The 25,589-nt window shown below is 69.5% G+C and carries 24 protein-coding genes; 11 read left to right on the forward strand and 13 right to left on the reverse strand.

The window, feature by feature from the left end:
* The first annotated feature begins 89 nt into the window (after positions 1–89).
* On the forward strand, positions 90–581 hold the full coding sequence (locus tag OG538_RS31455) for a rhodanese-like domain-containing protein (RefSeq protein ID WP_406098820.1): 492 nt from the start codon (positions 90–92) through the stop codon (positions 579–581).
* A 51-nt stretch (positions 582–632) separates the two neighbouring features.
* Here the strand turns inward: OG538_RS31455 and OG538_RS31460 are convergent, their stop codons facing one another.
* The gene (locus OG538_RS31460) at positions 633–2,318 is read right to left on the reverse strand and encodes a DUF885 domain-containing protein (protein ID WP_406098821.1); all 1,686 of its coding nucleotides are present in this window, start codon (positions 2,316–2,318) and stop codon (positions 633–635) included.
* A 35-nt stretch (positions 2,319–2,353) separates the two neighbouring features.
* Positions 2,354–2,875 carry an Lrp/AsnC family transcriptional regulator gene (locus tag OG538_RS31465; RefSeq protein WP_406098822.1) on the reverse strand — a complete coding sequence of 174 codons (522 nt, stop codon included), beginning with the start codon at positions 2,873–2,875 and terminating at the stop codon, positions 2,354–2,356.
* Between the two features lie 59 nt (positions 2,876–2,934).
* On the opposite strand from OG538_RS31465, the gene OG538_RS31470 reads away from it, so the two are divergent.
* A complete protein-coding gene (locus OG538_RS31470) occupies positions 2,935–4,176 on the forward strand; it encodes a trans-sulfuration enzyme family protein (RefSeq protein ID WP_406098823.1) in 1,242 nt (413 codons plus the stop codon).
* Here OG538_RS31470 and OG538_RS31475 read toward each other — a convergent pair.
* The 3 genes from OG538_RS31475 to OG538_RS31485 form a co-directional block, all read right to left on the reverse strand.
* A complete protein-coding gene (locus OG538_RS31475) occupies positions 4,112–5,509 on the reverse strand; it encodes a GNAT family N-acetyltransferase (protein WP_406098824.1) in 1,398 nt (465 codons plus the stop codon). The two genes, OG538_RS31470 and OG538_RS31475, sit on opposite strands and share 65 nt — an antisense overlap.
* A 132-nt stretch (positions 5,510–5,641) precedes the next feature.
* The gene (locus OG538_RS31480; protein WP_406098825.1) at positions 5,642–7,222 is read right to left on the reverse strand and encodes an alkaline phosphatase D family protein; all 1,581 of its coding nucleotides are present in this window, start codon (positions 7,220–7,222) and stop codon (positions 5,642–5,644) included.
* 185 nt (positions 7,223–7,407) lie between these two features.
* Positions 7,408–8,241 (reverse strand): alpha/beta fold hydrolase, encoded by an 834-nt coding sequence (locus OG538_RS31485; RefSeq protein ID WP_406098826.1) that lies wholly within the window; start codon positions 8,239–8,241, stop codon positions 7,408–7,410.
* A 153-nt stretch (positions 8,242–8,394) separates the two neighbouring features.
* On the opposite strand from OG538_RS31485, the gene OG538_RS31490 reads away from it, so the two are divergent.
* Together OG538_RS31490 and OG538_RS31495 are read left to right on the forward strand one after the other, a co-directional pair.
* The gene (locus OG538_RS31490; RefSeq protein WP_406100383.1) at positions 8,395–9,279 is read left to right on the forward strand and encodes an RNA polymerase sigma-70 factor; all 885 of its coding nucleotides are present in this window, start codon (positions 8,395–8,397) and stop codon (positions 9,277–9,279) included.
* Between the two features lie 362 nt (positions 9,280–9,641).
* A complete protein-coding gene (locus OG538_RS31495; protein ID WP_406098827.1) occupies positions 9,642–10,409 on the forward strand; it encodes a GntR family transcriptional regulator in 768 nt (255 codons plus the stop codon).
* Between the two features lie 49 nt (positions 10,410–10,458).
* Here OG538_RS31495 and OG538_RS31500 read toward each other — a convergent pair whose 3' ends face one another.
* The 3 genes from OG538_RS31500 to OG538_RS31510 all read right to left on the reverse strand — a co-directional run bounded on the left by OG538_RS31500 (position 10,459) and on the right by OG538_RS31510 (position 13,773).
* Positions 10,459–11,616, reverse strand: a complete 1,158-nt coding sequence (locus OG538_RS31500; protein ID WP_406098828.1) for an ROK family protein — start codon at positions 11,614–11,616, stop codon at positions 10,459–10,461.
* 329 nt (positions 11,617–11,945) lie between these two features.
* On the reverse strand, positions 11,946–12,596 hold the full coding sequence (locus tag OG538_RS31505; RefSeq protein WP_406098829.1) for a response regulator: 651 nt from the start codon (positions 12,594–12,596) through the stop codon (positions 11,946–11,948).
* Between the two features lie 4 nt (positions 12,597–12,600).
* On the reverse strand, positions 12,601–13,773 hold the full coding sequence (locus OG538_RS31510; protein ID WP_406098830.1) for a sensor histidine kinase: 1,173 nt from the start codon (positions 13,771–13,773) through the stop codon (positions 12,601–12,603).
* Between the two features lie 107 nt (positions 13,774–13,880).
* On the opposite strand from OG538_RS31510, the gene OG538_RS31515 reads away from it, so the two are divergent.
* From OG538_RS31515 to OG538_RS31530, 4 genes are all read left to right on the forward strand, one after another.
* Positions 13,881–14,816 carry an ABC transporter ATP-binding protein gene (locus OG538_RS31515; protein WP_406098831.1) on the forward strand — a complete coding sequence of 312 codons (936 nt, stop codon included), beginning with the start codon at positions 13,881–13,883 and terminating at the stop codon, positions 14,814–14,816.
* Positions 14,813–15,556: an ABC transporter permease gene (locus tag OG538_RS31520; RefSeq protein WP_406100384.1), complete on the forward strand. Its 744-nt coding sequence runs from the start codon at positions 14,813–14,815 to the stop codon at positions 15,554–15,556. Before OG538_RS31515 ends, OG538_RS31520 begins: the two co-directional genes overlap by 4 nt.
* An 83-nt stretch (positions 15,557–15,639) precedes the next feature.
* A complete protein-coding gene (locus tag OG538_RS31525; protein WP_406098832.1) occupies positions 15,640–16,080 on the forward strand; it encodes an SAM-dependent methyltransferase in 441 nt (146 codons plus the stop codon).
* Positions 16,081–16,293: 213 nt separating this feature from the next.
* Positions 16,294–16,734, forward strand: a complete 441-nt coding sequence (locus tag OG538_RS31530; RefSeq protein ID WP_406098833.1) for a hypothetical protein — start codon at positions 16,294–16,296, stop codon at positions 16,732–16,734.
* A 772-nt stretch (positions 16,735–17,506) separates the two neighbouring features.
* On the opposite strand, the gene OG538_RS31535 is transcribed toward OG538_RS31530, so the two are convergent.
* From OG538_RS31535 to OG538_RS31545, 3 genes are all read right to left on the reverse strand, one after another.
* Positions 17,507–18,628, reverse strand: a complete 1,122-nt coding sequence (locus tag OG538_RS31535) for a CU044_5270 family protein (RefSeq protein WP_406098835.1) — start codon at positions 18,626–18,628, stop codon at positions 17,507–17,509.
* The gene (locus OG538_RS31540; RefSeq protein WP_406098836.1) at positions 18,625–19,293 is read right to left on the reverse strand and encodes an RNA polymerase sigma factor; all 669 of its coding nucleotides are present in this window, start codon (positions 19,291–19,293) and stop codon (positions 18,625–18,627) included. Before OG538_RS31540 ends, OG538_RS31535 begins: the two co-directional genes overlap by 4 nt.
* Before the next feature lie 887 nt (positions 19,294–20,180).
* Positions 20,181–20,801, reverse strand: coding sequence for a TetR/AcrR family transcriptional regulator (locus OG538_RS31545; RefSeq protein ID WP_406098837.1), 621 nt, complete (start codon positions 20,799–20,801; stop codon positions 20,181–20,183).
* 138 nt (positions 20,802–20,939) lie between these two features.
* On the opposite strand from OG538_RS31545, the gene OG538_RS31550 reads away from it, so the two are divergent.
* The 3 genes from OG538_RS31550 (at position 20,940) to OG538_RS31560 (ending at position 22,979) form a co-directional block, all read left to right on the forward strand.
* Positions 20,940–21,674, forward strand: a complete 735-nt coding sequence (locus tag OG538_RS31550) for an SDR family NAD(P)-dependent oxidoreductase (protein WP_406098838.1) — start codon at positions 20,940–20,942, stop codon at positions 21,672–21,674.
* A gap of 265 nt (positions 21,675–21,939) precedes the next feature.
* Complete coding sequence (locus tag OG538_RS31555; RefSeq protein WP_406098839.1) at positions 21,940–22,341, forward strand: hypothetical protein; 402 nt, start codon at positions 21,940–21,942, stop codon at positions 22,339–22,341.
* Positions 22,338–22,979, forward strand: a complete 642-nt coding sequence (locus OG538_RS31560; protein WP_406098840.1) for an NADPH-dependent F420 reductase — start codon at positions 22,338–22,340, stop codon at positions 22,977–22,979. The genes OG538_RS31555 and OG538_RS31560 overlap by 4 nt, the downstream gene beginning before the upstream one ends.
* Positions 22,980–23,509: 530 nt before the next feature.
* Here the strand turns inward: OG538_RS31560 and mug are convergent.
* Both mug and purB read right to left on the reverse strand, forming a co-directional pair.
* Positions 23,510–24,061, reverse strand: a complete 552-nt coding sequence (gene mug / locus OG538_RS31565; RefSeq protein ID WP_406098841.1) for a G/U mismatch-specific DNA glycosylase — start codon at positions 24,059–24,061, stop codon at positions 23,510–23,512.
* Between the two features lie 19 nt (positions 24,062–24,080).
* On the reverse strand, positions 24,081–25,523 hold the full coding sequence (gene purB, locus OG538_RS31570; protein WP_406098842.1) for an adenylosuccinate lyase: 1,443 nt from the start codon (positions 25,521–25,523) through the stop codon (positions 24,081–24,083).
* Positions 25,524–25,589 lie beyond the last annotated feature (66 nt).

The raw sequence follows: 25,589 nt of genomic DNA on the forward strand, positions 1-25,589 counted from the left end.
CACAGGAAACAGGGGATCGCCCGGCGGATCAAGGGGTGCGCAGGGGATCGCTTCTTCCGCCGGGCGATCGCCGCTCGTAGATTTTCACCATGACCACACAGCCCACCGCCGGCCGCGCAACGCACGCCGTACTGCGCGTTCCGCCTGCCTCTCCCGCAGCTGCCGCCGCCTATTTCGGTGCCTCGCTCGCCTTCCACGCCGATGTCTCGGACGTCGCCGCGGCCATGGCGGCCGACGGCGACCCCGGTTTCGTGCTTCTCGACTCCCGCTCCACCGCGTCCTGGGAACAGGGGCACATCCCCGGGGCCGTGCATCTGCCGACAGCGCTCATCGCCCAGGAGGCAGCAGCCCTGCTCGACCCCACCGTGCCCGTGGTCACCTACTGCTGGGGACCCGGCTGCAACGGCGCCACCCGTGCCGCTCTCGCCCTCGCCGAACTCGGCTACCAGGTCAAGGAGATGCTCGGCGGATTCGAGTACTGGGCGCGTGAGGGCTTCGAGTTCGAGACCATGCGGGGGCGTGAACGGCGCATCGCCGACCCGCTCACCGCGCCGGACGAAACCGGCGACTGCGGGTGCTGACACCGTCCGGCCGGTCCCGGACACCGTGTCCGGAACCGGCCTGCGGTCCGGTCAGAGCTTCGACAGCTCGTCGACCAGGTCGTCCAGGCCCAGGGGCCCCTGGGACAGGGCGGCCATGTGCCAGGCCTTGAGGTCGAAGGCGTCCCCGTGCGCAGCGCGGGCGTTCTCGCGGCCGAGCAGCCAGGCACGCTCCCCCAGCTTGTAACCGATGGCCTGACCGGGCATCGAGAGATAGCGGGTCAGCTCGCTCTCCACGAAGTCGGCCGGCCGGCCGCTGTGGTTGCCGAAGAACTCCTGGCCCAGCTCCGGCGTCCACCGCTCACCGGGGTGGAACGGCGAGTCGGCCGGGATCTCCAGCTCCGCGTGCATGCCGATGTCCACGATCACCCGGCAGGCCCGCATCATCTGCGCGTCCAGATACCCCAGCCGCCGCTCGGCGTCGGGCAGGAAGCCGAGCTCGTCCATCAGCCGCTCCGCGTACAGCGCCCAGCCCTCGGCGTTGGCGCTGACGATGCCGATGGAGGCCTGGTAGCGCGAGAGGCTCTCGGCCACATGGGCCCACTGGGCCAGCTGAAGGTGATGGCCGGGCACACCCTCGTGGTACCAGGTGGAGACCAGGTCGTACACCGGGAAGCGGGTCTCGCCCATGGTGGGGAGCCAGGTACGCCCGGGACGCGAGAAGTCCTCGGAGGGGCCCGTGTAGTACGGGGCGGCGGCGCCGCCCGGAGGAGCGATGCGGGACTCCACCCGGCGGACCCGCTCGGCGAGCTCGAAGTGCGTACCGTCCAGGGCCTCGATCGCCTCGTCCATCAGGCTCTGCAGCCACGCCTGGACCTCGTCGACACCCTCGATGTGCTTGCCGTGCACATCGAGATGGGCCAGCGCCTCCCAGGGGCCCGCGCCCGGCAGCACCTTCTCGGCCTCGGTCCGCATCTCGGCGAGCAGCCGGTGGTACTCCGCCCAGCCGTACGCGTACGCCTCGTCGAGATCCAGGTCGGTGCCGTTGAAGTAGCGCGACCAGCGTGCGTAGCGCTCGCGGCCGACCGTGTCCGGCTCACCCTCGATGGCGGGGGCGTACACCTCGCGCATCCACTGCCGCAGCTCCTCCAGCGACCGGGTGGCCTGCCCCGCGGCGGCGTCCAGATCGGCGCGCAGCGCGTCCGGGCCGGCGGCGGCGAAATCCTGGAAGAACCCCGTCGTGCCGTCGCCGACCCACTTGTCGAGCTGACCGATGAAGGTGGTGGTGGCGCGCGGACTGCCGTAGAGCTTGCGCTCAAGACCGAGTGCGAGGGACTCGCGGTAGCCGGACAGGGCACCCGGGACCGCCTTGAGGCGCTCGACCACAGCCGCCCAGTCCTCGTCCGTCTCCGTGGGCGTCACCGTGAACACCTCACGGATCGAGTGGGCCGGGGAGTGCAGGTTGGAGACGGCCCGCAGCGCCTCGTCGGCTTCGTGGACGGCGAGTTCGGCTGTCAGGCGCTCGCGGAGGAGACGACCGCAGCGGCGCTCGGCGTCATCGGCAGCGCCGGGGAGCTGCTCCGCGCGGTCGAGTCGAGCGAGCGTGGTGCGGGCCAGGTCGGCAAGTGCCTCCTGGCCGGCGGGGGAGAAGTCGGGAAGGCGGCGCGAGCTCTCCGCGACACCCAGGTAGGTGCCGGAGATCGGGTCGAGTTCGATAAAGGCGTCGACGTAGGTGTCGGCGACCTGGCGGGGCAGCGCGCTGCTGGAAGTGTCTGACATGTGGACATCCTCGTACGGGGAAGGCCTCCGCGTCACTACCGATCGGCACCATGGGCCTGACCCGGTTGCCCCTCGGGGGTCCGGGCCGCCGGCGGCAGCAGCGGACCGCATTCCCACTGCTGGAATATCAGCCGCGTCTCCACGCGGGCCACTTCGCGCCGCGAGGTGAACTCGTCCAGGACCAGACGCTGGAGGTCGGCGGTGTCGGTCACCGCCACGTGGACCAGGTAGTCGTCGGGGCCGGTCAGATGGAAGAGCGCACGGGACTCGGGCAGCGTCCTGATCCGGTCCACGAACGGCCCGATGAGGTCGCGGCGGTGTGGCCGGACCTGCACGGAGAGGAAGGCCTCAAGACCGCGGCCCATCCTGGCCGGGTCCAGGCGCAGTTGGTGGCCGAGAATCACACCGGTGCGGCGCAGCCTCGTGACCCGGTCCAGACAGGTCGAGGGGGCGACCCCGACCTCGGCCGCGAGCTCCCGGTACGTGGTCCGGGCATCGTTCTGCAGCAGGCGCAGAATATGCAGATCCACCGTGTCGAGAGCGACAGAATCGGTCATCCACCGAACGTAGCACGGGGTACTCGCCGCCCGTCCCGGTGACTGTTCAGAGTGTGGGCATGGACATCCCCATCTCGATGGCGCCCTCGACGACACCCGCACGCCGGGCACAGGCCACCGAAGCCGTGCACGCCGGACGTGAAGACCTCGCGGCACTCGGCCTGCACGCTCCGCCGATCGACCTGTCGACCACCTACCCCTCGTACGACTCCAGGGGCGAGGCGGAACGGATCGACTCCTTCGCCGCCACCGGCGCGCGGCTCGACGGGCCGCCCGTCTACGCCCGGCTCGACAACCCGACCACCGCCCGGTTCGAGACGGCCCTGGCACGCCTCGAAGGAACGGCGAGCGCCGTGGCGTTCGCCAGCGGAATGGCCGCGCTCACCGCCGTCCTGCTGGCCCGCGCGAGCATGGGCCTGCGCCATGTGGTGGCGGTCCGCCCGCTCTACGGCTGCAGCGACCACCTCCTGGGTGCCGGGCTTCTCGGCACGGAGGTGACCTGGACGGACCCCGCGGGCATCGCCGAGGCGATCCGCCCCGACACCGGGCTGGTGATCGTCGAGACACCCGCCAACCCGACCCTTGCGGAAGTGGACATCCGCGCGGTCGCCCACTCCTGCGGCTCGGTACCGCTCCTGGTCGACAACACCTTCGCGACTCCGATACTCCAGCGGCCCGTGGAGCACGGGGCACGGATCGTGCTGCACAGCGCGACGAAGTACCTGGGGGGTCATGGGGACGTGATGGGCGGCGTCGTCGCCTGCGACGAGGAATTCGCGGCCCGGCTTCGCCAGGTGCGCTTCGCCACCGGCGGGGTGCTGCACCCGATGGCGGGGTACCTGTTGCTGCGCGGCCTCGCCACCCTGCCGGTGCGCGTCCGGGCGGCGTCCGCGAACGCCGCCGAACTCGCCCGACGCCTCTCCGCCGACCCGCGCATCGCGCGCGTCCACTACCCGGAACTGGGCGGCGCGATGGTCTCCTTCGAGGTGTACGGAGACCCGCACGGGGTGATCTCAGCGGTGCGGCTGATCACACCCGCCGTCAGTCTCGGCAGTGTGGACACCTTGATCCAGCACCCGGCCTCCATCAGCCACCGCATTGTGGATGAGGGAGACCGGCAGTCCTCCGGGGTCGGCGACCGGCTGCTGCGCATGTCCGTCGGTCTGGAGGACGTCGAGGACCTGTGGGCCGATCTGTGCCAGGCGCTGAGCGGCGAGGAGCCCGTACGTCAGGCGGTCAGCGCTCAGCCTGCTCGTACGGCGGCAAGGACCGTACCGGAGTCGCGCCCAGCCGGGCGGTGATCACGAGCGTTCCCTCCTCGATCTGGTAGTCGAGGGGCAGCGAGAGCGCGCGCATCGCGGCGACCATGCCGGTGTTCGACGCCTGGGTCACGGCGTAGACGCTCTCGCAGCCCGCCTCGACGGCGAGCGTGACCAGACGGCCCAGAAGTTCGGAGCCGATCCCGCGGCGCTGCCAGTCGTCCTCGACGAGCAGGGCGACCTCGGTCTCGTCGCCGTCCCAGAGGAGATGGCCGAGGGCCACCGTCCGCCCGGAGGCCGTCTGGACGGCGAGGGTGCGCCCGAAGCGGGGACTCAGCAGGTGGTCGAGATAGCGGTCGGCGTCACGGACCGGCCCGTGGTAGCGCAGCCGCAGGGTCTGCTCGGAGCAACGGTCGTGCATGGCCCTGGCCGCTTCGAGGTCGCCTCGGTCCGCCCGGCGTACGGTGATCGCGTTGCCCTCGGGCAGGGTGAGTACGTGCTCGCTGCGCGGGACACGGGGGCCGAGCCGGGCATCGAGCTCGACCAGGGCGCGCGCCCTGGCGAACTCCGTGGGCGTGAAGGGGAGATAGGGGCGCTCCACGGTGATGACACCGCCCGACGGATCACGCAGCCGCATCACGGTCTCCTCCAGCACCCCTTCGACGGGTGCGGTTTCCCCGGTGGCGCGGCCGGTGATCGACATGGCCGGCAGTGAGTGGATGGTGCACCGGCCGAGCAGTTGGCGCAGAGCCAGGGGGAGTTCGGCGGCGTCCAGGGCGGTACGGGTGGCGAGGCCGAGCACCCGGGTCGGGGCGTCCACCAGATCGTGGGCGTCGGCGCGCTCGATCCAGGTGGAGCGGCCGCCGGCTTCGGAGATCGCCCGGGTCAGCTGCGCGGCCGGCAGCGTGGCGGGAGCTCGGAGCAGGAACTCGTCGACCGTGCCGTCCGCCAGCGGGTGGGTCTGGAGGGTCAGGATGTCGATCCGGTGGCGGGCCAGAACGATGCAGAGTGCGGCCAGGCTGCCGGGAGCATCCCGGACCGTGGTCCGCATCCGCCACAGCACCGTCTCGACGGCCGATGAGTCCGCCGCCGGGACGCCGGACCGGGCGGCAGGGTCGTCCTCGGCTGCCGGACCCTCGGCGGCCGGCGGTGGTGCGTGACTGTGCCGGTGGGCCCACCAGGTGTGGAACGAGGCAGTGGCGGTCAGCGCCACCGCCGAGGCGATGAGCAGATAAGGGCCGTCCGGCTGGTGCCCGATCAGGTTGGCAATCGCGTCGGCGACGGCGACCGCGGTGAACAGCGCGGCGAGTTCAATGAGGTCCCGCCGCCAGTGGTGGGAGCGGCGGGCCCTCTTCGTGGAGGTCACATCAGTCATGGCTCCACTGTGACCGAGCGGTGTTGCCTGATCACGAACGCCTTGTGACCGATGGGTTAAGTGTGGGTCTAGTCGCCTATAGTCTGTTTTTGGCCGGTTGGCACATCGCTTTTGAGCGGGCTTCGAGTCGGCTCACTGACCGACGTGTCCCGGCTGGAGCGCCTTGCTGAACAGGACGGATCCGCCTTGCTCGCGAAGGCGCACGGTCAGCTCCCCGCTGTCGCCGTCGATGTCCACCTCGCCGAAGAGGGCAGGTGTCTCCATCGGTGAGACGTTCGCCCGATCGGGAGCCTGTACGAAAACCTGATCGGGGCCGAACGTGCCGTCGAGCGCGTTGGACGGGAACTGGCCGGCCGCCAGCGGACCCGTGACGAACTCCCAGAACGGTGAGAAGTCTTTGAAGGCCGCCCGCTCGGGGGCGTAATGCTGGGCAGCCGTGTAGTGCACGTCCGCCGTCAGCCAGAGCGTGCCGGTGATCCGCTGGTGCTTGATGAACCGCAACAGTTCGGCGATCTGCAGTTCGCGGCCGAGCGGTGTCCCGGGATCACCCTGCGACACGGCCTCGAAGTTCGTGGCACCGTCGGCGACGACCAGTCCGAGCGGCATGTCCGCGGCGATCACCTTCCACAGTGCCCTGGACTTCGACAGTTCGCGCTTGAGCCAGGCGAGTTGCCCGGCCCCGAGGATTCCGGTGGTGTCCTCGGGCTGCCGGCCGGGGGAGTTGGCGTTGCGGAAGGTCCGCATGTCCAGGACGAACAGGTCGAGCATCGGCCCGTGCCGCACCACCCGGTGGACCCGGTCCCCGCCCGGGGCTCCGTGCAGGGTCGACACCGGGAAGTAGTCGCGGAAGGCCTGCATCGAGCGCGCCGCCAGCACGTCCACGTTCTTCTCGGTGTACCGGACGTCGTCGAGGATCTGCCCGGGGTACCAGTTGTTGCGCACCTCGTGGTCGTCCCACTGGATGACCGCGGGCACCTGTGCGTTGAACCTACGGAAGTTGTCGTCCAGCAGGTTGTAGCGGAAGTTGCCCCGGTACTCGGCGAGCGTCTCGGCGACCTTCGCCTTCTCCTCGGTGGTGACGTTGCGCCAGACACGCCCGTCGGGCAGCGTCACACTCGGCTCGATCACCCCGTCCGCGTAGATGGTGTCTCCGCTGCAGAGGAAGAAATCGGGGTCGAGGCGGCGCATCTCGTCGTACACCCGGTAGCCCCCGATGTCGGGGTTGATGCCCCACCCCTGGCCCGCGATGTCGCCCGACCACAGAAAGCGCACACCGTCCCGCCGGCGTGCGGGCGCGGTCCGGAAGGTGCCGTACACCGGCTTGCCTGTGCGGCGGGGGTCGTCCGGGGCGGCAAGCGTCACCCGGTAGTGCACCTGCTCGCCCGGCGGCAGCCCGTACAGAGGCGTCGTCCCGGTGAAGTCCGTGCCGGGCCCCAGTAGCGGGCCGTGCCAGGTGCGGGTGCGCCGGAACGATTCGGTCGCCGACGTCTCCACCACCATCCGGGCCGGCCGGTCGGAGCGCACCCAGACCAGTGCGGAGGAGGACGTGACGTCGCCCACCTGCACACCCCACGCCGCCTCCGGGCGTCCGGACCGTGCGAAGGCCGGGGCTGCCGCACCGGCCACGGGGAGCGTGAGGGCGGCTGAAGCGGCCAGCGACCCGCGCAGCACGGTGCGACGGTCGGGGGACGGGACGCGCGGGCGGTACGGCATCGAAGGGCCTCCGGGGCGACGGGTCGGGCGCACGGACTGACGAGCGACCGGCCCCACCCTCGCCTCCGCCGGAGGCGGGTACGCGAACGCGAGGTGAATACCCGGCCCGTGCCGGTTCCGCCGGCCGTCCGGAGGGGCCATCGGCTCAGGCGCCCCGGGGCGGCGGGGCCGTGACGGCGGCGGAGTCAGCGGCTGGTGTCGAGAATCACCCGTGCCACCAGTGCGGGGTCGTCGTTCATGGGGACGTGGCCACAGCCGGGAAGCCGGACGAGTCGGGCGCCGGGGACCGTGTGTTTGGCCCGGATGCCCTGGCGCCGCAGCAGCAGCCGGTCGTGGCCGCCCCAGGCGATGGTCACCGGGAGCCCCGGCACATCGCCGGTGAACAGGACGTCCCGTCCGGCGGCCAGCGTCCGGTGGAAGCCGGTCGCCCGTCTCAGGGCGAGGGTCTCGGACACGGCGGCCTCCGGCGAACGCCGCCCGGGCCGGGCATAGATGGTGCTGGTCAGGGCCGTGCGACCGGCCGCGGAGCGGGACAGCCGCTCGATGAGGGGCAGCGGCATCGACTTGGCGGCGAGCCGCATGGCTCGAAGCGTCCCGAACGCGTACCGGCGCTCGCGATCCGTCCAGAACCCCGCGGGCGAGAGCGCGGTCACCGAGCGGGCGAGCCCCTTGCGCCCCATCTCCAGCGCCAGCAGCCCGCCGAGCGAGTTTCCCGCCACATGGGGGCGGCCCGCACCGATCGCCTCGCAGAAGTTCCCGAGCAGTGGCGCCACGATGTTCAGGTCGTACGAAACGTCGTCGGGCAGCCCGGGGGAGACGCCGAAACCCGGTAGGTCCACCGCTATGACATCCCGTTCCACGGCCAGGACCGCTATCACAGGATCCCAGGCCTGACGGTGGTGGCCGATGCCGTGGAGCAGCAGCAGCGGCTCTCCGGAACCGGACCGTTCGTAGGCGACGGACACGGTACGCGGTCGTCCTCGGGGTGACTCGACGGTGAACGAGACCGTAGTGGCCATGGAAGTGCTCCCGGGTGATGTGGCACGTGGGAATCGGTACCTGCAAAGGGCTTAGACGTTCCGTCAATAAGACTTACCGTCAGGTAGCTTGTGGTTCAAGAGGGCGGGGGCGGCGAACTGGACACCGTGCTGCGGGTCGGCTGGTATGGACGGGTGACAGCCGAAACCGTGACCGACGTCTTCGAAGAGCACCGGCCCGTACTCATCGGGGTCGCCTACCGCATGCTCGGCCGGATCGCCGACGCCGAGGACGTGGTCCAGGAGGCATGGCTTCGCTGGTCGGCCGCTTCGCGGGAGGACGTGCGCGAACCGCGCGCCTTCCTCGTCCGGATCGTCACCCGCCTCGCCGTCGACCGGCTGCGTCAGCTCGGCACGCGACGCGAGGCGTACGTGGGACCGTGGCTGCCGGAACCCCTCGTGACCGACTTCGGGCCGACCGTGCCCGATACGGCGGAGCAGGCCGTGCTTGCCGAGTCGGTGTCCGTCGCCGTCCTGATCGTCCTCGAATCGCTGTCCCCGCTGGAGCGTGCCGTATTCGTCCTGCGGGAGGCCTTCGGCTTTCCGTATGCGGAAATCGCCGCGGCGCTCGACAGGACCGAGGCGGCCGTACGGCAGCTCGGCGGGCGCGCCCGACGTCACGTGGAGGAGCGCAAACCGCGCTACGACGTCGATCCCGCCCAGCGCCGTGACCTCACGGAACGCTTTCTCGCCGCGGCCGCCGGCGGAGACATTGCCGAACTGCTTGTACTGCTCGCGCCGGACGTGCGGCTCGTCGGAGACAGCGGCGGAAAGGCGAAGGCTCCGCTGCGGATCCTGCAGAGCGCGGACAAGGTCGGCCGGTTCCTCTTCGCGGTCGCCCATGGCCAGATCCCCGACCTGTCGATTCGCTTCCTGGAGCTGAACGGCGGTCTGGCGGCGCTGGTGCTCTCCGGAGACAAGCCGGACTCCGTGGTCCAGGTGGACGTGCGAAACGGAGTCATCCAGTGCGTATATATCGTTCGCAATCCTGACAAGCTGGTCAATTTCGCCGCCGAGTAGAGGAATCGTCGGGCAGGAGACCCGTCGAGCAGCGGAATCCTCGAGCGGAGGGAGTTGTCGAGTGGGCGGCCGGATTCGACGGCCGCTGTCCCGCATCGGCTCCCGATCGCTCGTACCGGGAAGTCGCCCAACCGATTGCCGAAGCCCCACGGACCGCTCGGACGTGGGGCTTTGTGCTGCGTACGGCCCATCTTCCGCGAACGTCCTGTGAACGCTGTACGGCGGATCGCCGGTTTACGCCCCCCGCCCCCGAGGATTGGTCTTGACCAAGGGGGTGTGTCGTCCTATGGTCTCAACGTTAAGACAGGAACCTTTAATAAATAACGTCGCGGAAAAGCCGCTGGGCGATTGCGGAGGACAGGGTGGGGACCACGCAGCTGGAATCGGTGCAGGAGCCGAAGTACTGGCACCTCAAGACCGTGCTCAGTGAGGCACTCGACTCGGACTTTGCGGTAGGGGAGATCCTCCCCAACGAGCGTGAGCTCGCCGCCCGGTTCGGCGTCGCCCGGGCCACGCTCCGGCAGGCCCTGGAGCAGCTCGAACTCGAAGGCAGGCTGCAGCGCCGCCGCGGAGTGGGCACGACCGTCGCCCCGCCGCGCGTGGGTGTCGCCGTCTCCACTGCTCAGCACGACTGGACAGGAGGCGGTGCGGGCGAGGCGTGGCAGCCGGTCGACTGCCGGACGGCAGCCGCACCGGCCGCCGTGGCCGGCATGCTCGAGGTCGCGGGCGACGAGCCTGTCCACATTGTGCGCAGGATCCGCCTCACCCACGGGCAGGCGGTCGCGGCAGAGCTGCTCTACGTACCGGCGGCCTCCGTTCCGGACCTCTCCGCGATAGAGACCGCGTCCGGTCCCGCCAGGGCCCGCAGTGTCGTACGCGAACTGCACCGGCTCGGCCTCGATGGGCAGGACCGTTCCGTGGAGCTCGGTTCCGCGCGCGCGGACGACGCCAAGGAGCTCGACCGGCTCCCCGGCGCCCCCGTCCTCGTCGTGACGACCCGCTACCTCGCGGCGGGCGGCACGGCGGCCGTCGCCGTCGCCACCTACCGGGCCGACACCTGCCGGCTCACCTTCGGTGACTCGGGCGACCTGGAGATCAGCCACCCGGACCGCACCCGCCAGGCATCCTGACCGAATGACCGTCCGGTTCGCCGGGCGTGCAGCGTACGGCCCGTCGCGCTCAGCGGCGGGCCGTCACTGTTGCCTCCACGGCGAAGAGCTGCTCCTCGACATGGTCGAGTGCCAGCCGCAACGCACCCGTGGCCACCGCTGCCTCGCCGAGCAGCGACAGGGTCACCCGAGGGGGCCGCAGACAGTACCGGGCCAGTTCGCTGCGGAGCGGATCCAGCACCCCGTCCAGTCCCGCGGCCCAGCCGCCGATGACCACCAGCTCCGGATCGAGCGCCAGCACCAGCGCCGCCACGTCATGGACCAGACGCTGGATGAACCGCTCGACCGCGGCCTGCGCCTGCTCGTCGCCGTGCCGAGCCTTGGCGAACACTGCCGCGACCGCATGCTCGTCCAACGGGTCCAGGGGGGTGTCCGTCGTCGACAGCAGTCTTTCCGGCGTGACGCCACGACCCAGGAGATGCAGCGCACCGATCTCACCGGCCGCCCCGCCGAAACCGCGGTGCAGCCGTCCGCTGATCAGGGAACCGGCCCCCGGGCTCAACCCTGCCAGCACGAACACGATGTCGTCGGATTCGGTGGCCGCGCCTTTCCAGTGCTCCGCGACAGCCGCCGCGTTCGCATCGTTCTCCACGAGTACGGGACAGCGGAACGAGCGCCGCAGGCGCTCACCGAGCGCCAGCCCGGTCCAGTCCGGGAGAGCGGTGCCCAGCCTGACGGTGCCGTCGGCCTCCACAATGCCGGGGCTGCCCACGCCAACCGCGCGCAGACTGCTCCGGGCTACGCCTGTCCGCCGGAGGACGTCGGCCACCACGGACCGCACCTTGTCGAGGCGGTCGTCCGCGCAGGCGGTCTCCGATACCTCGCGTGAGCCGGCGCCGATGATCCGGCCGTCCAGCCCCGACAACAAAGCCGAGACCCGGTGCGGTCCGATCTCGATGCCCAACAGGTGCCCCGCCTCCGCCCGGAAACGGAACCTGCGGGCCGGCCGGCCCTGACGCCGTGCCTCGGCACCGTCCGGCGCCGACTCGACAACCAGTCCGGCCTCGAACAGTCCCTCCATGACACCTTCGACCGTGGGCCGGGACAGACCCGTGATCCGGGTCAGGTCCGTGAGGGTCGGGGATTCTGCGCCCCGCAGGGCGTGCAGCACCACCGCGGAATTGATCCGACGCAACAACGACGGGTCCCCACCGGTCAGCCGGCCCACGGTGTGTCCTCCCAGCTCGTGCGCATGTCAGGCGGATCGTACTCGCTGCTCAGGGACTGGGCGACCGGGGGCGGCAAGTCGCCCGGCCCTGGGTCACAGGTTGTTCGGCTGTGGGTGGGCACGGCTGCCCGACCCCGGGTCACAGGTCGCTCGGCTGTGGGAGGTCCGGCGGCCCGACCATGAGTGGCACGGCTGTTCGACGGCCGGTCGCAACTCGTTTCGACCGTGGGTGGCAGGTCGTTCGACCCCGGAAGGTGCGGCGGCTGCCCGACGGTTGGTCGCAACTCGTTCGACCGTGGGTGGCACGGCCGCCCGGGTTCAAGCTCGTATCAGCTCGGAGCGACGAATCCCGACTCGTAGGCCGCGATGACCGCCTGGGTGCGATCCCGGGCCCCCAACTTTGCAAGCACGGCGCTGACATGAGACTTCACCGTTTCGATGCCCACCACGAGGCGGGCGGCGATCTCGGCATTGGACAGCCCCCCGGCCATCAGACGCAGCACAGCCGCTTCACGTTCGGTGAGCGAGGCCCGCTCCAAGGCCTCCCGTGCCGTGCTCGTGCCGTACTCGGCGGCGAGCTGACGGACCGCTGTCGGGAAAAGCAAGGAATCGCCCTCCGCCACCAGGCGCACCGCGTGCACGATCTCGGCCGGCCGGGCTCGCTTGAGAAGGAAGCCGTTCGCGCCTGCTCGCAATGCCTCGTAGACGTACTCGTCGTTCTCGAAGGTCGTCACCACCAGGATCTTCGGGGGATCGGGCACCGTGCGCAGCACTACCCGAGTCGCCTCGATGCCGTCCATCAGCGGCATTCGGACATCCATCGCCACCACATCAGGGCGCAGTTGACGCACCAACGGGATCACGGCGGCGCCGTCACCCGCCTCACCCACCACTTCGATGTCGGGCTGGGCCTCCAGGACCGCGCGCAATCCCGCGCGGACGAGGGGTTCGTCGTCGACCAGAAGAACGGTAACCGGCATCCGGTCAGCGTATGCGGTACAGAGGAAGGCTTGCGTGCACCATCCATTCCCCCTCGCACGGTCCCGTCTCGGCGCTGCCTCCCAGTAGAGCGGCTCTCTCCCTGATACCCCTCAGCCCGCTTCCGTCGCCCGGGGTAGTTGCCGAACCCTTGAGCGGATTTGTCACTTTCAGCTCCAACTGGCCCTCAGCGACCTTGATGCGGACCCGGACCGCAACCGACCCGGAATGACGCAGGACATTGGTGAGGGCCTCCTGGAGGATGCGGTAGCCCTCGCGGGAGACCGACGCCGGTACCTGTTCCAGCGGACCGGACACATCTGCATCCACCTCGGCACCGGAACCGCGGGCGGAATCCAGCAGACGGTCAGCTTCGCTCAGCGATGGGCGCTGCCCCGGCGGCGTACCCGATTCGCGCAGTACGCGCAGCACCCGCTCCAGGTCGTCCAGCGCATCACGACCCGTCTCCTCGATCGCCGCCAGTGCCCGCTCGGTGAACGCCGGGTCGTGCGCCGCCCGTGCCGCACCTGCCTGAACGACCGCGACCGTCAGGGCGTGCCCGATCGAATCATGCAGCTCGCGAGCGATCCGGTTGCGCTCGAGCAGCTGCTCCGTACGCTCCTCCAACGCGGTCATCCGCTGTTTCTGGGTCGGTCCCAGCAGCCACCGGGCTGCGGCGGTGATCAGCTCCCCGCAGCTCACAACGACAGCGAGCAGCATCACCAAGGGGACGGGCGCGAGGAGGGCAGCCCACCAGTGCGTGCCCAGCCCGGTGGCGAACCACTCGGCGCTCGGCTCTGCGCCGACCGCGGAGCGGACGAGATCGACCGTCGTAGCTGACAGCCACACCGTCGCCATGCCGGCCAGGCCGGCACAGAACAGCCGCACCTCCAGCCAGAGCGCGGTCCGCCACCGCTCGGACCACGACGAGGAGGGAGCGACCGAAATGGTCGCCTCGGCATCACCCCGCTCCTGTGGCGTGAGCAGCAGTTGCGCCTGGACCCCCTCGGCCAGACGCATGCCGGGAATCAGCCCCACCAGGGCGGCGAGGACGACCGGCACCCAAGGCGTGTCCGTCGAGATGAACAGCCAGACACTCACTGCGGCGCCGGGCAGGAGCAGATGAAGCCACCGGGTGTAGGTGACCGGCGCGGTCAACGGGTGGAGGAAGCTGAGCATGTTGTCATCGTGCCAGCGCGCCCGGCGCGGCGGCTCCCCCGAGCGAGGGAGATGATCCACACCGGTGGGGGAGGACCGCGCCCCGGCGCCGCGGCCAGGCTGAGCACATGACCAACATCGACGTTGACGAACTCACCAAGGACTACGGCGCCACCCGCGCCGTGGACCGACTCACGTTCAGCGTGCGGCCCGGCCGGGTCACCGGCTTCCTCGGGCCGAACGGGGCGGGCAAGTCCACCACCATGCGACTCGTCCTCGGCTTGGACCGGCCCACCGGCGGGACCGCCAGGATCGGCGGGCGGGCCTACGCGGCTCTCGCGGATCCGCTTCGACGCGTCGGGGTACTGCTCGACGCGCAGGCCGCCCACGGTTCGCGGACGGCGTACAACCACTTGCTCGCGCTGGCCACGAGCAACGGCATGAGCGGCAAGAGAGTCGAGGAAGTGCTGGAGGAGGCCGGGCTCGGCCGCGTCGGGGGCCGGCGGGTCAAAACGTTCTCCCTCGGGATGCGCCAGCGCCTCGGTATAGCGGCAGCACTGCTCGGCGACCCTGAGGTCGTCATGCTCGACGAGCCGTCGAACGGGCTGGATCCAGAAGGCATCATCTGGATCCGGGAGCTGATGAAGCGGCTGGCACGGGAGGGCCGCACCGTCTTGGTATCCAGTCACCTGATGAACGAGACGTCGTCGTTCGCCGACCACCTGATCGTCCTCGGGCGTGGCCGCCTGCTCGCTGATCTTCCGATGCAGGACTTCCTCAACTCCCGCAGCCGGCCGCGGGTGCGCGTACGCACGGCCGAATCCAACCGCTTCGGAGAGGCCCTGAAACGCAAGGGATACCGGGCGGAGAAGGGCGAGGACGGGTGCTGGACCGTCGATGGAGCGAGAGCGGACGAGATCGGGGCGCTCGCTGCCACGGAAGGCCTGCCGGTTCTTCAGCTCATGGACGAGCAGGCCACGCTTGAGCAGGCGTATCTGGATCTCACCGCGGGTGCGGCGGAGTTCGAGTCCGTCGCCTCCACCACAACCACACAGGAGGCCTGACGATGTCGACCACCGCAGTGCTGAGATCCGAGTGGATCAAGATCAGATCGGTGCGGTCCGCCGCAGGATCCCTCGCTGCTGTATTTCTCGTCACCATGGCCATCACGGTGCTCGCCTTCGCAACCGTGGGCCAGGCCGAGGCGGACAACGCGGACGCCGACCTCGTCTTCGGCGCCTTCTACGCGCTGAACTTCGGTCAGATCGCGGCCATCAGTTTCGGAGCCACGGCGATCTCGTCCGAATACGTCACCGGTGCGCTGCGCATGTCGTTGGCTGCCGTTCCGCGCCGCACCCTCTTCTACACGGTCAAAATGTCACTCATCGGGGGTGTGGCCCTTGCGGTAGGGCTGGTCACCAGCTTCAGCTCGTTTCTGGTCGGTCAGCTGTTCATGGGGGAGTACGCCATCGGGCTGGGCGAACCGGGCGCGTGGAGGGCTGCCCTCGGCAGCGGCATATATCTCGCTCTGATGACACTCTTCGCCGCGGGACTGACCGTCCTGCTCCGCAGCGCGGCTGCCGTGCTCAGTCTTCTCATCCCCTTCATTCTGATCGTCTCGTTCGTTGTTGGTGACGTCGCAGGCGGCGTGGCCGAGTATCTTCCCGACCGGTCCGGACAGTTGGTGCTGCACCAGCACCCGGAAGGCACCATGGGCCCCTGGACCGGGATGGCCGTCACCGCGGCGTGGGCCGGGGCGTCGTTGTTGGCCGGATGGTGGGCACTGCGGCAGCGGGATGCCTAAACATGTTCCGGGGGCGGGCGCTCAATTGAGCCAGTCTGTCTGTCCGACGGTCAGGCCGCTGAGCGAAGGTATAGAACCAGGCCATGCCGAGCTTCGAGGTCACGTCGATAGGTACTGTCCTGAACGACCGGACGGACGTTCAGGACACGGACCACTGGGGCGCCGTCCGCAGCACCATCACCATCGATGCACGGTACGGCGAGGCTTGCCTCCAAGGACTGGAAGGCTTCTCCCACGTGGAGGTCCTCTTCATCTTCGACCAGTTCCCGGAAGGCGAGGACTACCGCGCCCGCCCTTACCGCGGCCGCTCCGACCTCCCGCCCGTCGGAGTCTTTGCCGGCCGCGGACCCCGCAGGCCCAACCGCATCGGGGTGACGTGCTGCGCCATCGAGGCCGTCCGCGGCCGCGAACTGACGGTGGTGGGGCTCGACGCAATCTCGGGCACCCCGGTCATTGACCTGAAGCCGACGATGGCGGAATTCCGCGCACTGGACATCAGACAGCCGGTATGGTCAGCGACGTGATGTCCGAGTACTTCCAGCATTGAACGGGCCGGAAGCGCGGGCTCTGTCAGCCACTTGTGGGTGAGGCGGCTCGATGGACCCGCTCGATGAACCCCTCCCGATGGCCGTAGCTGTGGCCCTGGTGAAACCGAAGACTCCTGGATGGGTGGCTGAAACCCACTCAAAGTGCAGGGTGCGAATCCCGTTGTCAGTGCCGGACGGTTTACTGACAGCATGACCACCGCACATCACCTCCGCCTCATCGACGGGATGCGCACCCGAGAATTCCCCGCGGAACGCATCCGGTCGGGATCGGGAGTCAGCGGGCCCGGCTACCACACGGCGTCCTTGCGCGCCGACGCCGAATACTGGGACCTCGATGATGAGGCGGGGCGGCTGGAGCTCAGAGCACAGTGTCTTGCCGAGTACGAGGCCCTGATCACCGTGCTCGGCGCACGCTGGGGTGAGCCGCAGCTGATCAATCTGTGGAGTGCCCAGGAGCGGATGATGTCCGGTGAGGAGATACCCGACCCGTGGGCGGAAACCGTAGCGGGGTGCGAGTATCTCCGGCTCTGGCGCATAGAGACTCGGTGGATCGCGCTGGCGATGTACCTGGAGGAGGAGGGCCCCGGGTGCGAGCTAAGCGTGGTGGTGACCGAGATCGATCCTCCGTGATCTGAAGGAGAGGCGGTGCCGCCGCCCCGGAGCTTAGGCGCGGGAAGTTGTGGCGGATGGACGTCCTCTGCCGTCAGGCCCTGGCTGGGCCGTGTCGTTCGGATTCGCTGATCGGTGGTCCGTACGTGGGGGGCCCGGCAGGCGAACAGCCCGACCACGCCAACAGCCGGCCACGTGGCGGTCCGCCCCCAAGATGGACCTCGCGGCCGATGCCCGCTGCCGACCCCTACTCTTTCGGTCGCACCACCGGACAGGCCGAAGATGCTCCCGCCTTCGGCGACGTGGCCCGGCTGCCCGGCTGCTCGTCTGCCCGTTCTCCGACGACGAGGGAGCCCCGGACCCGGCCGGACGCGCTCGCCGGCAGGGCGGCGTACACCCACGTACGTGTTCCGGGAGTTCCGTGCCAGCGTGGCATCCGGAGCGGTCGTTCCGCCGTACCCGGGGCCCCGCAGTCGTCCCGGCCCCGGTGGACAAGGGCGGATACAGGCTGCGGCGTGTCAGACGGGGCGGCAGGCCAACGGAGGAATGAACGGGTGTCAGTCGCGTCCCTCCCGCGCATGATCCTGGTGCTTGACGTGCTTGACGTGCTTGACGTGCCTGATGGGCGCGTGCGCGCCGTGGCTTGATGTGCCTGGCGCCCCCGGCGGGGGTGGAAAGTGCGGTGCCGTGCACGTACCCACGCCTCGGCAGCTTCCTACCGGGGCGCGTAGCCGCGCGCCCCAACCGCTTCTACCTGGGCGCATAGCCACGCTCCCGCAACGCCCTGACGGGATCAGGTCGTCGTCGATGGCCTCCCGGTCGATGACTTCTCGGCCGACGGCTTCTCGGTCGACGGCTTTTCGCGGAGGGCGTCGACGACCGCGCGCTTCAGGACCGCCGACTTGTTGATCAGGGCGCCCTTCCTGCCCATGGAGGTGTCGCGGATGAGGTAGCTCCGTTCACCCAGGTACTCCAGGGTGGTCGAGTCGAAGATCCAGGCGGTACGCCAACCGGCACGGGCGTTGTCGCGGGCCACGCCGACCCCGTGCCGACCGGCCGCATCCACCGCCTCGGAGTCCACAGTGACGCCAGGGATCTTGGCCGCGGCCTTGTAGAGGGCGGCCGCGGTCTTCGGCGGCATCAGCGTCTCCCGCAACAGCTCGCCGATGGCGTCGAAGGTGTCCTGGGCCTGATCCCGCTCCTGGTCCGGGGTGCCGCGCAGGTCCTGGTCCCGGGTGATCTCGGTGGTGAGCCGCCGGAGCAGGACGTCGGGGTCGGTGGGCAGGGAGGCCAGCCATGTGTACGTCGGCCGGTTGAGACCCGACGGGTAGCCGACAGCGGTCTCGCCGTCCGGGACCCCGACCGTGATCGGGAAGTACGAGCCGTCCTCGTGGATCAGGCCGACGTCGATCACTGGCCCCGCCTTCTGGGACATCCAGACTTCACGCTCGCGGGGCTCGGTCAGTTTCATCCGGCCGCCGAATTCGCCCTCGTTTCCGGCCTGCAGTGTCCTGACGTAGACGAACTGGTTGTCGGTGACCTTCTGTTCGCCCTTCTCCGCGGCCACGGAGGCGACCCGCTCGAGCAGTACGGCCGCGCCACGCGGGGTCGTGGCCTGGGAATGAGTGCCTGCGGCGGACGGTGCCGGAGCACGGTCCTGGCCGGTCCCGGTGAGCGTGGTCAGCAGCACCCCGCCCAGGGCCAGTCCGACGACGGGAAGCAGGACGGCGGGGCGAAACAGGGAGGCCCGGGGGCGTGCGGTGGCGCGGTCGCCGTCCTGGTCGATGAGATGCATCAGGGTTTCCTTGTGGTGGAGATGGCGGCCCGGGGGCAGGTCCCGTTCGGCCGGGGCCGGCAACAGCCGGACCAGTTCCTCGTGTTCGGCCCGCTCGGGGCCCAAGGTGCGGTCGTTCATCGGGCTTCCTCCTGGATGGGCGAGGCCGCGAACGCGGCCCTGCCCTCTACCTCTCCGCGGCGGGGGCGGGGTTCCCTTCCGGATCGGACCGCTTCTCCCGCTCGCGCGGCCCGCGCCGACACGTCCGGTGTCCGGCGGAGCTGCTCGTCGGTGAGCCGTCGCAGCCGTTTGCGGGCGCGGGACAGCCGCGACCGCACGGTGCCCACCGGGATGCCGAGGGCTTCAGCGGCTTCGGCGTAATCCAGCCCGGACCAGACGCAGAGGGTCAGTACCTCGTGCTCCTGACGGCGGAGTCCGCCCAGTGCCTGCCGGATCGCGGCGAGCCGCCGTGTGTCGTCGACACGTCCGGCCGTGGCGTCGGCGATGTCCGCCACCGGTTCCGGGGCGGGGCGGCGGGCCAGGAAGGCCAAGCGCCGCCCCGTACCGCGGGTAGCGTTGCGTGCCTTGTTCGTCGCGATCCCGAGCAGCCACGGCCGCAGCGAGTCGCCCTCCGGCTCGACGACCTGACGGTTGCGCCAGGCGGCCAGGAAGGTCTCGGACAAAACCTCCTCGGCCGTCGACCAATCGCCCGTCAGTCGGTAGGCGTGGTTGTAGACCACCCGCGCGTACTCCTCGTAGAGCGCGGCGAACGCATCGCGGTCGCCCGCCCTGATTCGTGCGCGCATGCGCTCCCGATCTCTTTGTTCATCACATCTCACACCACCTACCTCTCCGGCCCGGACGAGGAGTTCCCATGACCCACGCCACATCTGAGTCCGCTGATTTCGCACGCGAATCCCATGACCAGCGGAGAGACGCGGCTTCCCGCCCGAAACCCCACGCCAGAGGCGGCCGAGGACTGAGAACAGGGACTTGCGGCGCGGCACCTGTTTCGCCCCGGGCCCGGACCGATCACGGGTACTGGAGTCCCGCCGTCCCCGCCGATGGGCACCGCTCTGGAACTTCAGACGATCCCGGCAGCCACTTCACGATGGCCTGTGGCCTGTGGCCTGCGGCCTGCGGCCTGCGGCCTGCGAGCAGGTCCCAGCGGAAGGATCGAGCACTTCTCCATCAACCGCGCGGTCCTGCGGTCTCCGTACGCGTACGACCCGAACCGTCTCCTGATCGAGTTCGTCGTTGACCCCCGACAGCGAACTCGACCAGGAGACGTACCGGATGAAGGCCGAGCGTGCCCACGAGATGTTGCGCAGGTTCTTCGCCGGCGACCGCGCCCCCACCGCGACCGACAAGCTCTGACCCGCCACGGCGGGCAGAGCTGGAGAGCCGTCGATTCTTCCGTGCACCCGCCGACGAGTCGCTCAGTGCGGCACCAGTCCGGTGCCGCACCGAGCGACGTGACGGGAGCGTGCGGCGATCACTGAGCCCGACATTTGTCGCAGGGCGCAGGGCGCAGGGCGCAGGGCGCGGGGCGCGGGGTGCAGGGCGCAGGAGGGTGCAGCGCGGCGAACAGGTTGCTCCTGTCCAGGGCCTGCCGCCGGTTGTCGACCAGCTCTGCCTGCCGGACCGTGGCACCAGGATCCCCGGTAAGGAGGGCGCGAGTGTCCCCCCTGGGCTATCCGACCGTCGCGTTCTCATATCCCCGGGGTGCGGAGGGAACGGCGTTGTCGACGAGCACGGCGGCGATGGCGGCGGCGGCGGGGAAGGCGTCTGCGTTGAGGACCCGGGTGCGGGCCGCGGCACCGTCGAGGAGCAGGGCCAGCTGTTCGCCGAGGTGGTCGGGGTCGGTGGCGCCGGCTTCGCGGGCGGTGTCGGTGAGTCGGGCGGCGATGGCTTTCTTGTAGTCCTGCGCATATTGGCGTGCGGGGTGTTCGGGGTCGCTGATCTCGATGGACGCCGCGATGTAGGGGCACATGGGTGTGAGGTCGTGCGGCCCGGTCTTGGGCACGTCGAACGCCGCCAGGAGTCGTTCGCGCGGTGTGAGGTCCGTGCGGTCGAAGACCCCGGGCATGACGTCAGGATCGAAGTGCCGCAGGTACTCGGTGACGAGTTCGTCCTTGCCGGTGAAGTGCTGGTAAGCCGTGCGCTTCGACACCTGGGCCACCGCGCACAGCTGGTCCATGCCGGTGTGGTTGATGCCTTGATCACAGAACAGCTGCTGTGACGCGTGCAGGATGCGCTCGCGCGCGCCCCTGCCGCGGCGCAGGCCCTGGGGCCCCTTCTCCATCTCTGCCATACCTGCAGCTTAGCCCACGTAGGTAACGACCGGTGTACTTAGCTTGCGCCCGGGTCGGCCGTCGGATACGTTAAGTACACAGTTCGGTGTACATAAGTTTCCGGCTGTTCCGAATACCCGTAGCTCAGTGGAGTGATCATGGGAAAGCTCGATGGCAAGGTAGCGGTGATCACCGGCGCGTCAACCGGCATGGCGCTGGCCGGAGCCCAGCTGTTCGTGGAAGAGGGCGCCCACGTCTTCATCTTGGGCCGACGGCAGGAAACGCTGGACGAAGCCGTCAAGCTGATCGGCCGCAGCGTCACCGCCGTACGCGGCGACGCTGCCGAACTGGACGACCTGGACCGCCTGTACGAGGCCGTCAAGAAGGAAAAGGGCTCGATAGACGTCCTGTGGGCCAGTGCCGGTATGGGGGAGCAGGGCAAGCTCGGCGAGATCACTGAGGAGCAGTTCCACCGCGCCTTCTGGCTCAACGCACGTGGCACCCTGTTCACCGTGCAGAAAGCACTGCCACTGCTCAACGACGGCGCCTCAGTCCTCATGACCGGGTCCAACGCCTCCCTGCGAGGCTTCCCCGGCTGGAGCGTCTACGCCGGCAGCAAGGCCGTACAGCAGGCCTGGGCCCGGGTGTGGCTCAACGAGCTCAAGGACCGCCGGATTCGCTTCAACGTGCTCACCCCGGGCCAGGTCGCCACGGCCAAGCAGGAAGAGGTGTTCGACGAGGCCACGAAGAAGGCCTTCGAGTCCCTGATCCCCCGCGGAGAGATGGGCCGCCCCGAGGAGATCGCATCCGTCGCACTCTTCCTCGCCTCCAACGACTCAACCTACGTCAACGGACTGGAACTGGTCACCGACGGCGGCACCACCGTCATCTGACCGACCTTCCCACAGCGGACCGACCTGCCGACAGCCGACCGGACCCACTGAGGTCCAACGGCGTCCGCGCCGCAGGGCGCGCCTTGCGGGAACGCGATAGCGGGCGGACGTGCCGACCAGGTCTCACACAGAACGACAGATCTCATGTCGACAGGGGGCGGCTACGGCCACGTTCGCCCCGTACCGCGCCCCCATCAAGTCCCTCGTCGACTCCATGCGCTGCGGTGCCGACGGAGACGGTCGCGCCCCTCTACTCGCCACGGACGTGGAACTGATCAGCCCGCTCGGTGATGAGTCACTCGTCGGCCGCTGGGCCGACACGGCCGTCATCCGGACCATCGGCACTGTGCCGGCCGACCTCACCTACGAGGAGGCGCTCAGTGGCGAAACCCCACCACGCCCGCGTTCCTCAGGCTGCCGACCGAAGCGGCCGCTGCCCGACAGCATGGACTGCATCAGGCTCGACGACGACGGCAAGATCGCCGAGGCGGCCATCTCCATCTCCTGGCGCCCGCTGTCGTCGGCCGTCGTGACGAAGAAGCCCCTTGCGCGGCTCCTCGGCATGCAGCCCTGGGAACGGCTCACGAGCGGGGAGCCACCAAGCCCTCGCAACCACGCACACGACGAAGCGAAAGCTCGGCAACAAGGAAGAGAGCACTCCTCATGAGCAGCATCAGCATCATCGGCACCGGAAACATGGCCCGCACCATCGGCACGCTCGCGGTAGCGGGCGGCAACACCGTCGAGGTCATGGGCCGCGACACGTCCAAGGCCGCCGATCTGGCCAAGGCTCTCGGCGGCGGCGCCACGGCGGGACAGTGGGGCGCCGTGCCGACCGGGGACATCGTCATCGTGGCCCTGTTGTTCGACGGCGTCGTTCCGAGCGTCACCCACTACGGAGACGCTCTCGCAGGCAAGATCGTCGTCGACATCAGCAACCCCTTCAACGCCGAGTTCGACGGCCTCGCCCACCACGGCCAGACCTCGATCGCGCAGGAAGTCGCCAAGGTGGCCCCGGCCGGTTCCAGCGTGGTGAAGGCCTTCAACACCATCTTCCGCAACGTCCTGGAGAAGGGCCGGCCCGATGTCTTCGTAGCCGGCGACAGTGCGCAGGCCAAGGCCGACGTGGCGACGTTCGTCAAGAGCCTCGGGCTGCGCCCGCTGGACGTCGGCGAGCTGAAGATGGCGCACTGGCTCGAAGGAGCAGGTCTGCTCACCGTGGGCCTCGCCCGCCATGGAATCGGGCACTGGGACTTCGCCCTCGGTTCCACCGAACTTCTCGGTTCCACCGAACTTCTCGGCTGAGCCGGACCGCCCCGCGCCAAGCCCCCGTAATGACATGCGCACGTCAGATGTCGCCGCCGGCGGACGATGGTCTGCCCGGAAGAGGTCCTCGCAAGGAAGGCAACGCGGCCGATCATCCCGATCGGGTGTCCGCCGGCCGGCACCGGCTGTCCCCGACGTCCCCGGGAGAAGCTCCCCGCGCTCCGCCATGCGCCGGACTCCCGCCCGCACCCCTCGGCTTTCGCCGGCGTCGCGTCCAGGCCCGGCACCACCGTGACCTGCTTGGCTCCACGACGCCCTTGCCCCGTGGATCGATGTTGCTCCAGCACGCCCGGAATCCGCTGACAGCCCGGCGCCGGAACCGTCACCGGCAGCCCTCTCCCTCAGGGGCACCGCCGAGCCCGGCACCGGCTCCACCGCGCACCCCTCGACCGTGAGGCGGACACAAGACGGCGCGATGCCTCGCTCGACCCGAGCGAGCGAACCAATGCCTGACCAGCAGGAATCAAGTGATCACGCGCGGTGGGGAAACGGCTTTCGAACGAAAGGGCTCAGGAGGCCGGGGTGGCAGAGTCGACGGCTGACCGGAGACGTCCGTACTCGTCAGCCATGGAGCCGACGGTCCAGTGGGCGTTCAGGCCGCTGGGGTTCGGCAGGGCCCAGACGCGGGCCCCGCCGATCTTCCGGTCCTGCGGGCCGATGCCGGCCCGGCGCTCGCCGAATGCCGTCCGGTAGGCCGTGATGCCGACGACGGCCAGCCAGTGCGGCCGCAGCTCCTCGACCTTCGAGGTGAGCAGACGGCCCCCGACCCGGAATTCCTCGGCCGACAGTTCGTCGGCTCGGGCGGTGGCTCTGGCCACCACGTTGGTGATGCCCAGTCCGTAGCGGAGCAGCTCGGACTGCTCGCAGGGCTTCAGCTGGCGTGGGGTGAATCCCGACAAGTGGAGCACCGGCCAGAAACGATTGCCGGGGAAGGCGAAGTGATGGCCCGTGGCACCTGTCATCAGGCTCGGGTTGATTCCGCAGAACAGGACGCGCAGGCCGCCCGCGACGACATCGGGAACGATGCGGTCGCGGGCGGCCAGGAGCTCTTCCGGTGTCATCGACCGGTGGTCCTTCGCATCAGAGGATCGAGCCCGGCGTGTAGCCGGCGGCCTCCGGGTACTGCTTGGTGATCTCCTCGATCCGCCCGATGAGGGCCGTGACCTGGTCACCTGCCGCACCTGTGAAGGAGAGTTTGTCGGCCATGAGCTCATCCAGCTGCGCGCGGTCGAGCGGGATGCGCTCGTCCGCTGCCAGCTTGTCCAGGAGCTCGTTGCGCTCCGTGCCCTGCTCACGCATGGCGAGAGCGGACGCGACCGCGTTCTCCTTGATGGCTTCGTGGGCGACCTCACGGCCGACCCCGGCGCGAACCGCGCCCATCAGCACCTTGGTCGTGGCGAGGAAGGGCAGGTAGCGGTCCAGCTCGCGGGCGACGACCGCGGGGAACGCACCGAATTCGTCGAGCACCGTAAGGAACGTCTCCACCAGACCGTCGAACGCGAAGAACGCGTCCGGCAGCGCCACCCGGCGGACCACGGAACAGGACACATCGCCCTCGTTCCACTGGTCGCCCGCCAGCTCACCGGTCATCGACGCGTAACCCCGGAGGATGACCATGAGGCCGTTCACGCGCTCGCAGGAGCGGGTGTTCATCTTGTGCGGCATGGCGGAGGAGCCGACCTGGCCCGGCTTGAAGCCCTCGGTCACCAGCTCGTGACCGGCCATCAGCCGGATGGTCTTCGCGACCGAGGAAGGCGACGCGGCCAGCTGCACCAGGGCGGTCACCACGTCGTAGTCGAGCGAGCGCGGGTAGACCTGGCCGACCGACGTGAAGGCCTGCGCGAAGCCGAGGTGTCCGGCGATGCGCTGCTCCAGATCGGCGAGCTTCGAGGCATCCCCGCCCAGCAGGTCGAGCATGTCCTGGGCCGTGCCGACGGGGCCCTTGATCCCGCGGAGCGGGTAGCGGCCCAGCAGGTCCTCAAGCCGTCCGTGGGCCACCAGCAGCTCGTCCGCCGCCGTGGCGAAGCGCTTGCCGAGCGTCGTGGCCTGCGCCGCGACATTGTGGGACCGGCCGGCGATGACCAGTTCGCGGTACTCACCGGCGAGCTTGCCGAGCCGGGCCAGGACCGCCACGGTGCGGTCACGCATCAGTTCCAGCGACAGGCGGATCTGGAGCTGCTCGACGTTCTCGGTCAGGTCGCGGGAGGTCATTCCCTTGTGGACCTGCTCGTGGCCGGCGAGGGCGTTGAACTCCTCGATGCGGGCCTTGACGTCGTGCCGGGTCACCTTCTCGCGCTCGGCGATCGAGGCCAGGTCGACCTGGTCGATGACGCGCTCGTAATCGGCGAGGGCCGCGTCGGGTACCTCGATCCCGAGGTCCTTCTGGGCGCGCAGCACCGCCAGCCACAGCTGACGTTCCAGCTTCACCTTCTGCTCGGGGGACCAGAGGACAGCCAGCTCCGTAGAGGCGTAGCGGCCGGCCAGGACATTGGGGATGCGAGGCTTCGCAGACACAGCAGTCACGTGTCCAGATTCTACTGGCGGTTTATGCAGGTCGGCGCCGCCCCCGGTTTGTGCGTTGCTACAGGC

Source organism: Streptomyces sp. NBC_01013, from assembly GCF_045162765.1.
Taxonomy (GTDB): Bacteria; Actinomycetota; Actinomycetes; order Streptomycetales; family Streptomycetaceae; genus Streptomyces.

Bases quoted from the DNA above. Each gene is read 5' to 3' on its own strand.
- OG538_RS31455 (WP_406098820.1), top strand. From the start codon at position 90: ATGACCACACAGCCCACCGCCGGCCGCGCAACGCACGCCGTACTGCGC.
- OG538_RS31460 (WP_406098821.1), bottom strand. From the start codon at position 2,318: ATGTCAGACACTTCCAGCAGCGCGCTGCCCCGCCAGGTCGCCGACACC.
- OG538_RS31465 (WP_406098822.1), bottom strand. From the start codon at position 2,875: ATGACCGATTCTGTCGCTCTCGACACGGTGGATCTGCATATTCTGCGC.
- OG538_RS31470 (WP_406098823.1), top strand. From the start codon at position 2,935: ATGGACATCCCCATCTCGATGGCGCCCTCGACGACACCCGCACGCCGG.
- OG538_RS31475 (WP_406098824.1), bottom strand. From the start codon at position 5,509: ATGACTGATGTGACCTCCACGAAGAGGGCCCGCCGCTCCCACCACTGG.
- OG538_RS31480 (WP_406098825.1), bottom strand. From the start codon at position 7,222: ATGCCGTACCGCCCGCGCGTCCCGTCCCCCGACCGTCGCACCGTGCTG.
- OG538_RS31485 (WP_406098826.1), bottom strand. From the start codon at position 8,241: ATGGCCACTACGGTCTCGTTCACCGTCGAGTCACCCCGAGGACGACCG.
- OG538_RS31505 (WP_406098829.1), bottom strand. From the start codon at position 12,596: ATGCCGGTTACCGTTCTTCTGGTCGACGACGAACCCCTCGTCCGCGCG.
- OG538_RS31510 (WP_406098830.1), bottom strand. From the start codon at position 13,773: ATGCTCAGCTTCCTCCACCCGTTGACCGCGCCGGTCACCTACACCCGG.
- OG538_RS31515 (WP_406098831.1), top strand. From the start codon at position 13,881: ATGACCAACATCGACGTTGACGAACTCACCAAGGACTACGGCGCCACC.
- OG538_RS31525 (WP_406098832.1), top strand. From the start codon at position 15,640: ATGCCGAGCTTCGAGGTCACGTCGATAGGTACTGTCCTGAACGACCGG.
- OG538_RS31530 (WP_406098833.1), top strand. From the start codon at position 16,294: ATGACCACCGCACATCACCTCCGCCTCATCGACGGGATGCGCACCCGA.
- OG538_RS31535 (WP_406098835.1), bottom strand. From the start codon at position 18,628: ATGAACGACCGCACCTTGGGCCCCGAGCGGGCCGAACACGAGGAACTG.
- OG538_RS31540 (WP_406098836.1), bottom strand. From the start codon at position 19,293: ATGCGCGCACGAATCAGGGCGGGCGACCGCGATGCGTTCGCCGCGCTC.
- OG538_RS31545 (WP_406098837.1), bottom strand. From the start codon at position 20,801: ATGGCAGAGATGGAGAAGGGGCCCCAGGGCCTGCGCCGCGGCAGGGGC.
- OG538_RS31550 (WP_406098838.1), top strand. From the start codon at position 20,940: ATGGGAAAGCTCGATGGCAAGGTAGCGGTGATCACCGGCGCGTCAACC.
- OG538_RS31560 (WP_406098840.1), top strand. From the start codon at position 22,338: ATGAGCAGCATCAGCATCATCGGCACCGGAAACATGGCCCGCACCATC.
- mug (WP_406098841.1), bottom strand. From the start codon at position 24,061: ATGACACCGGAAGAGCTCCTGGCCGCCCGCGACCGCATCGTTCCCGAT.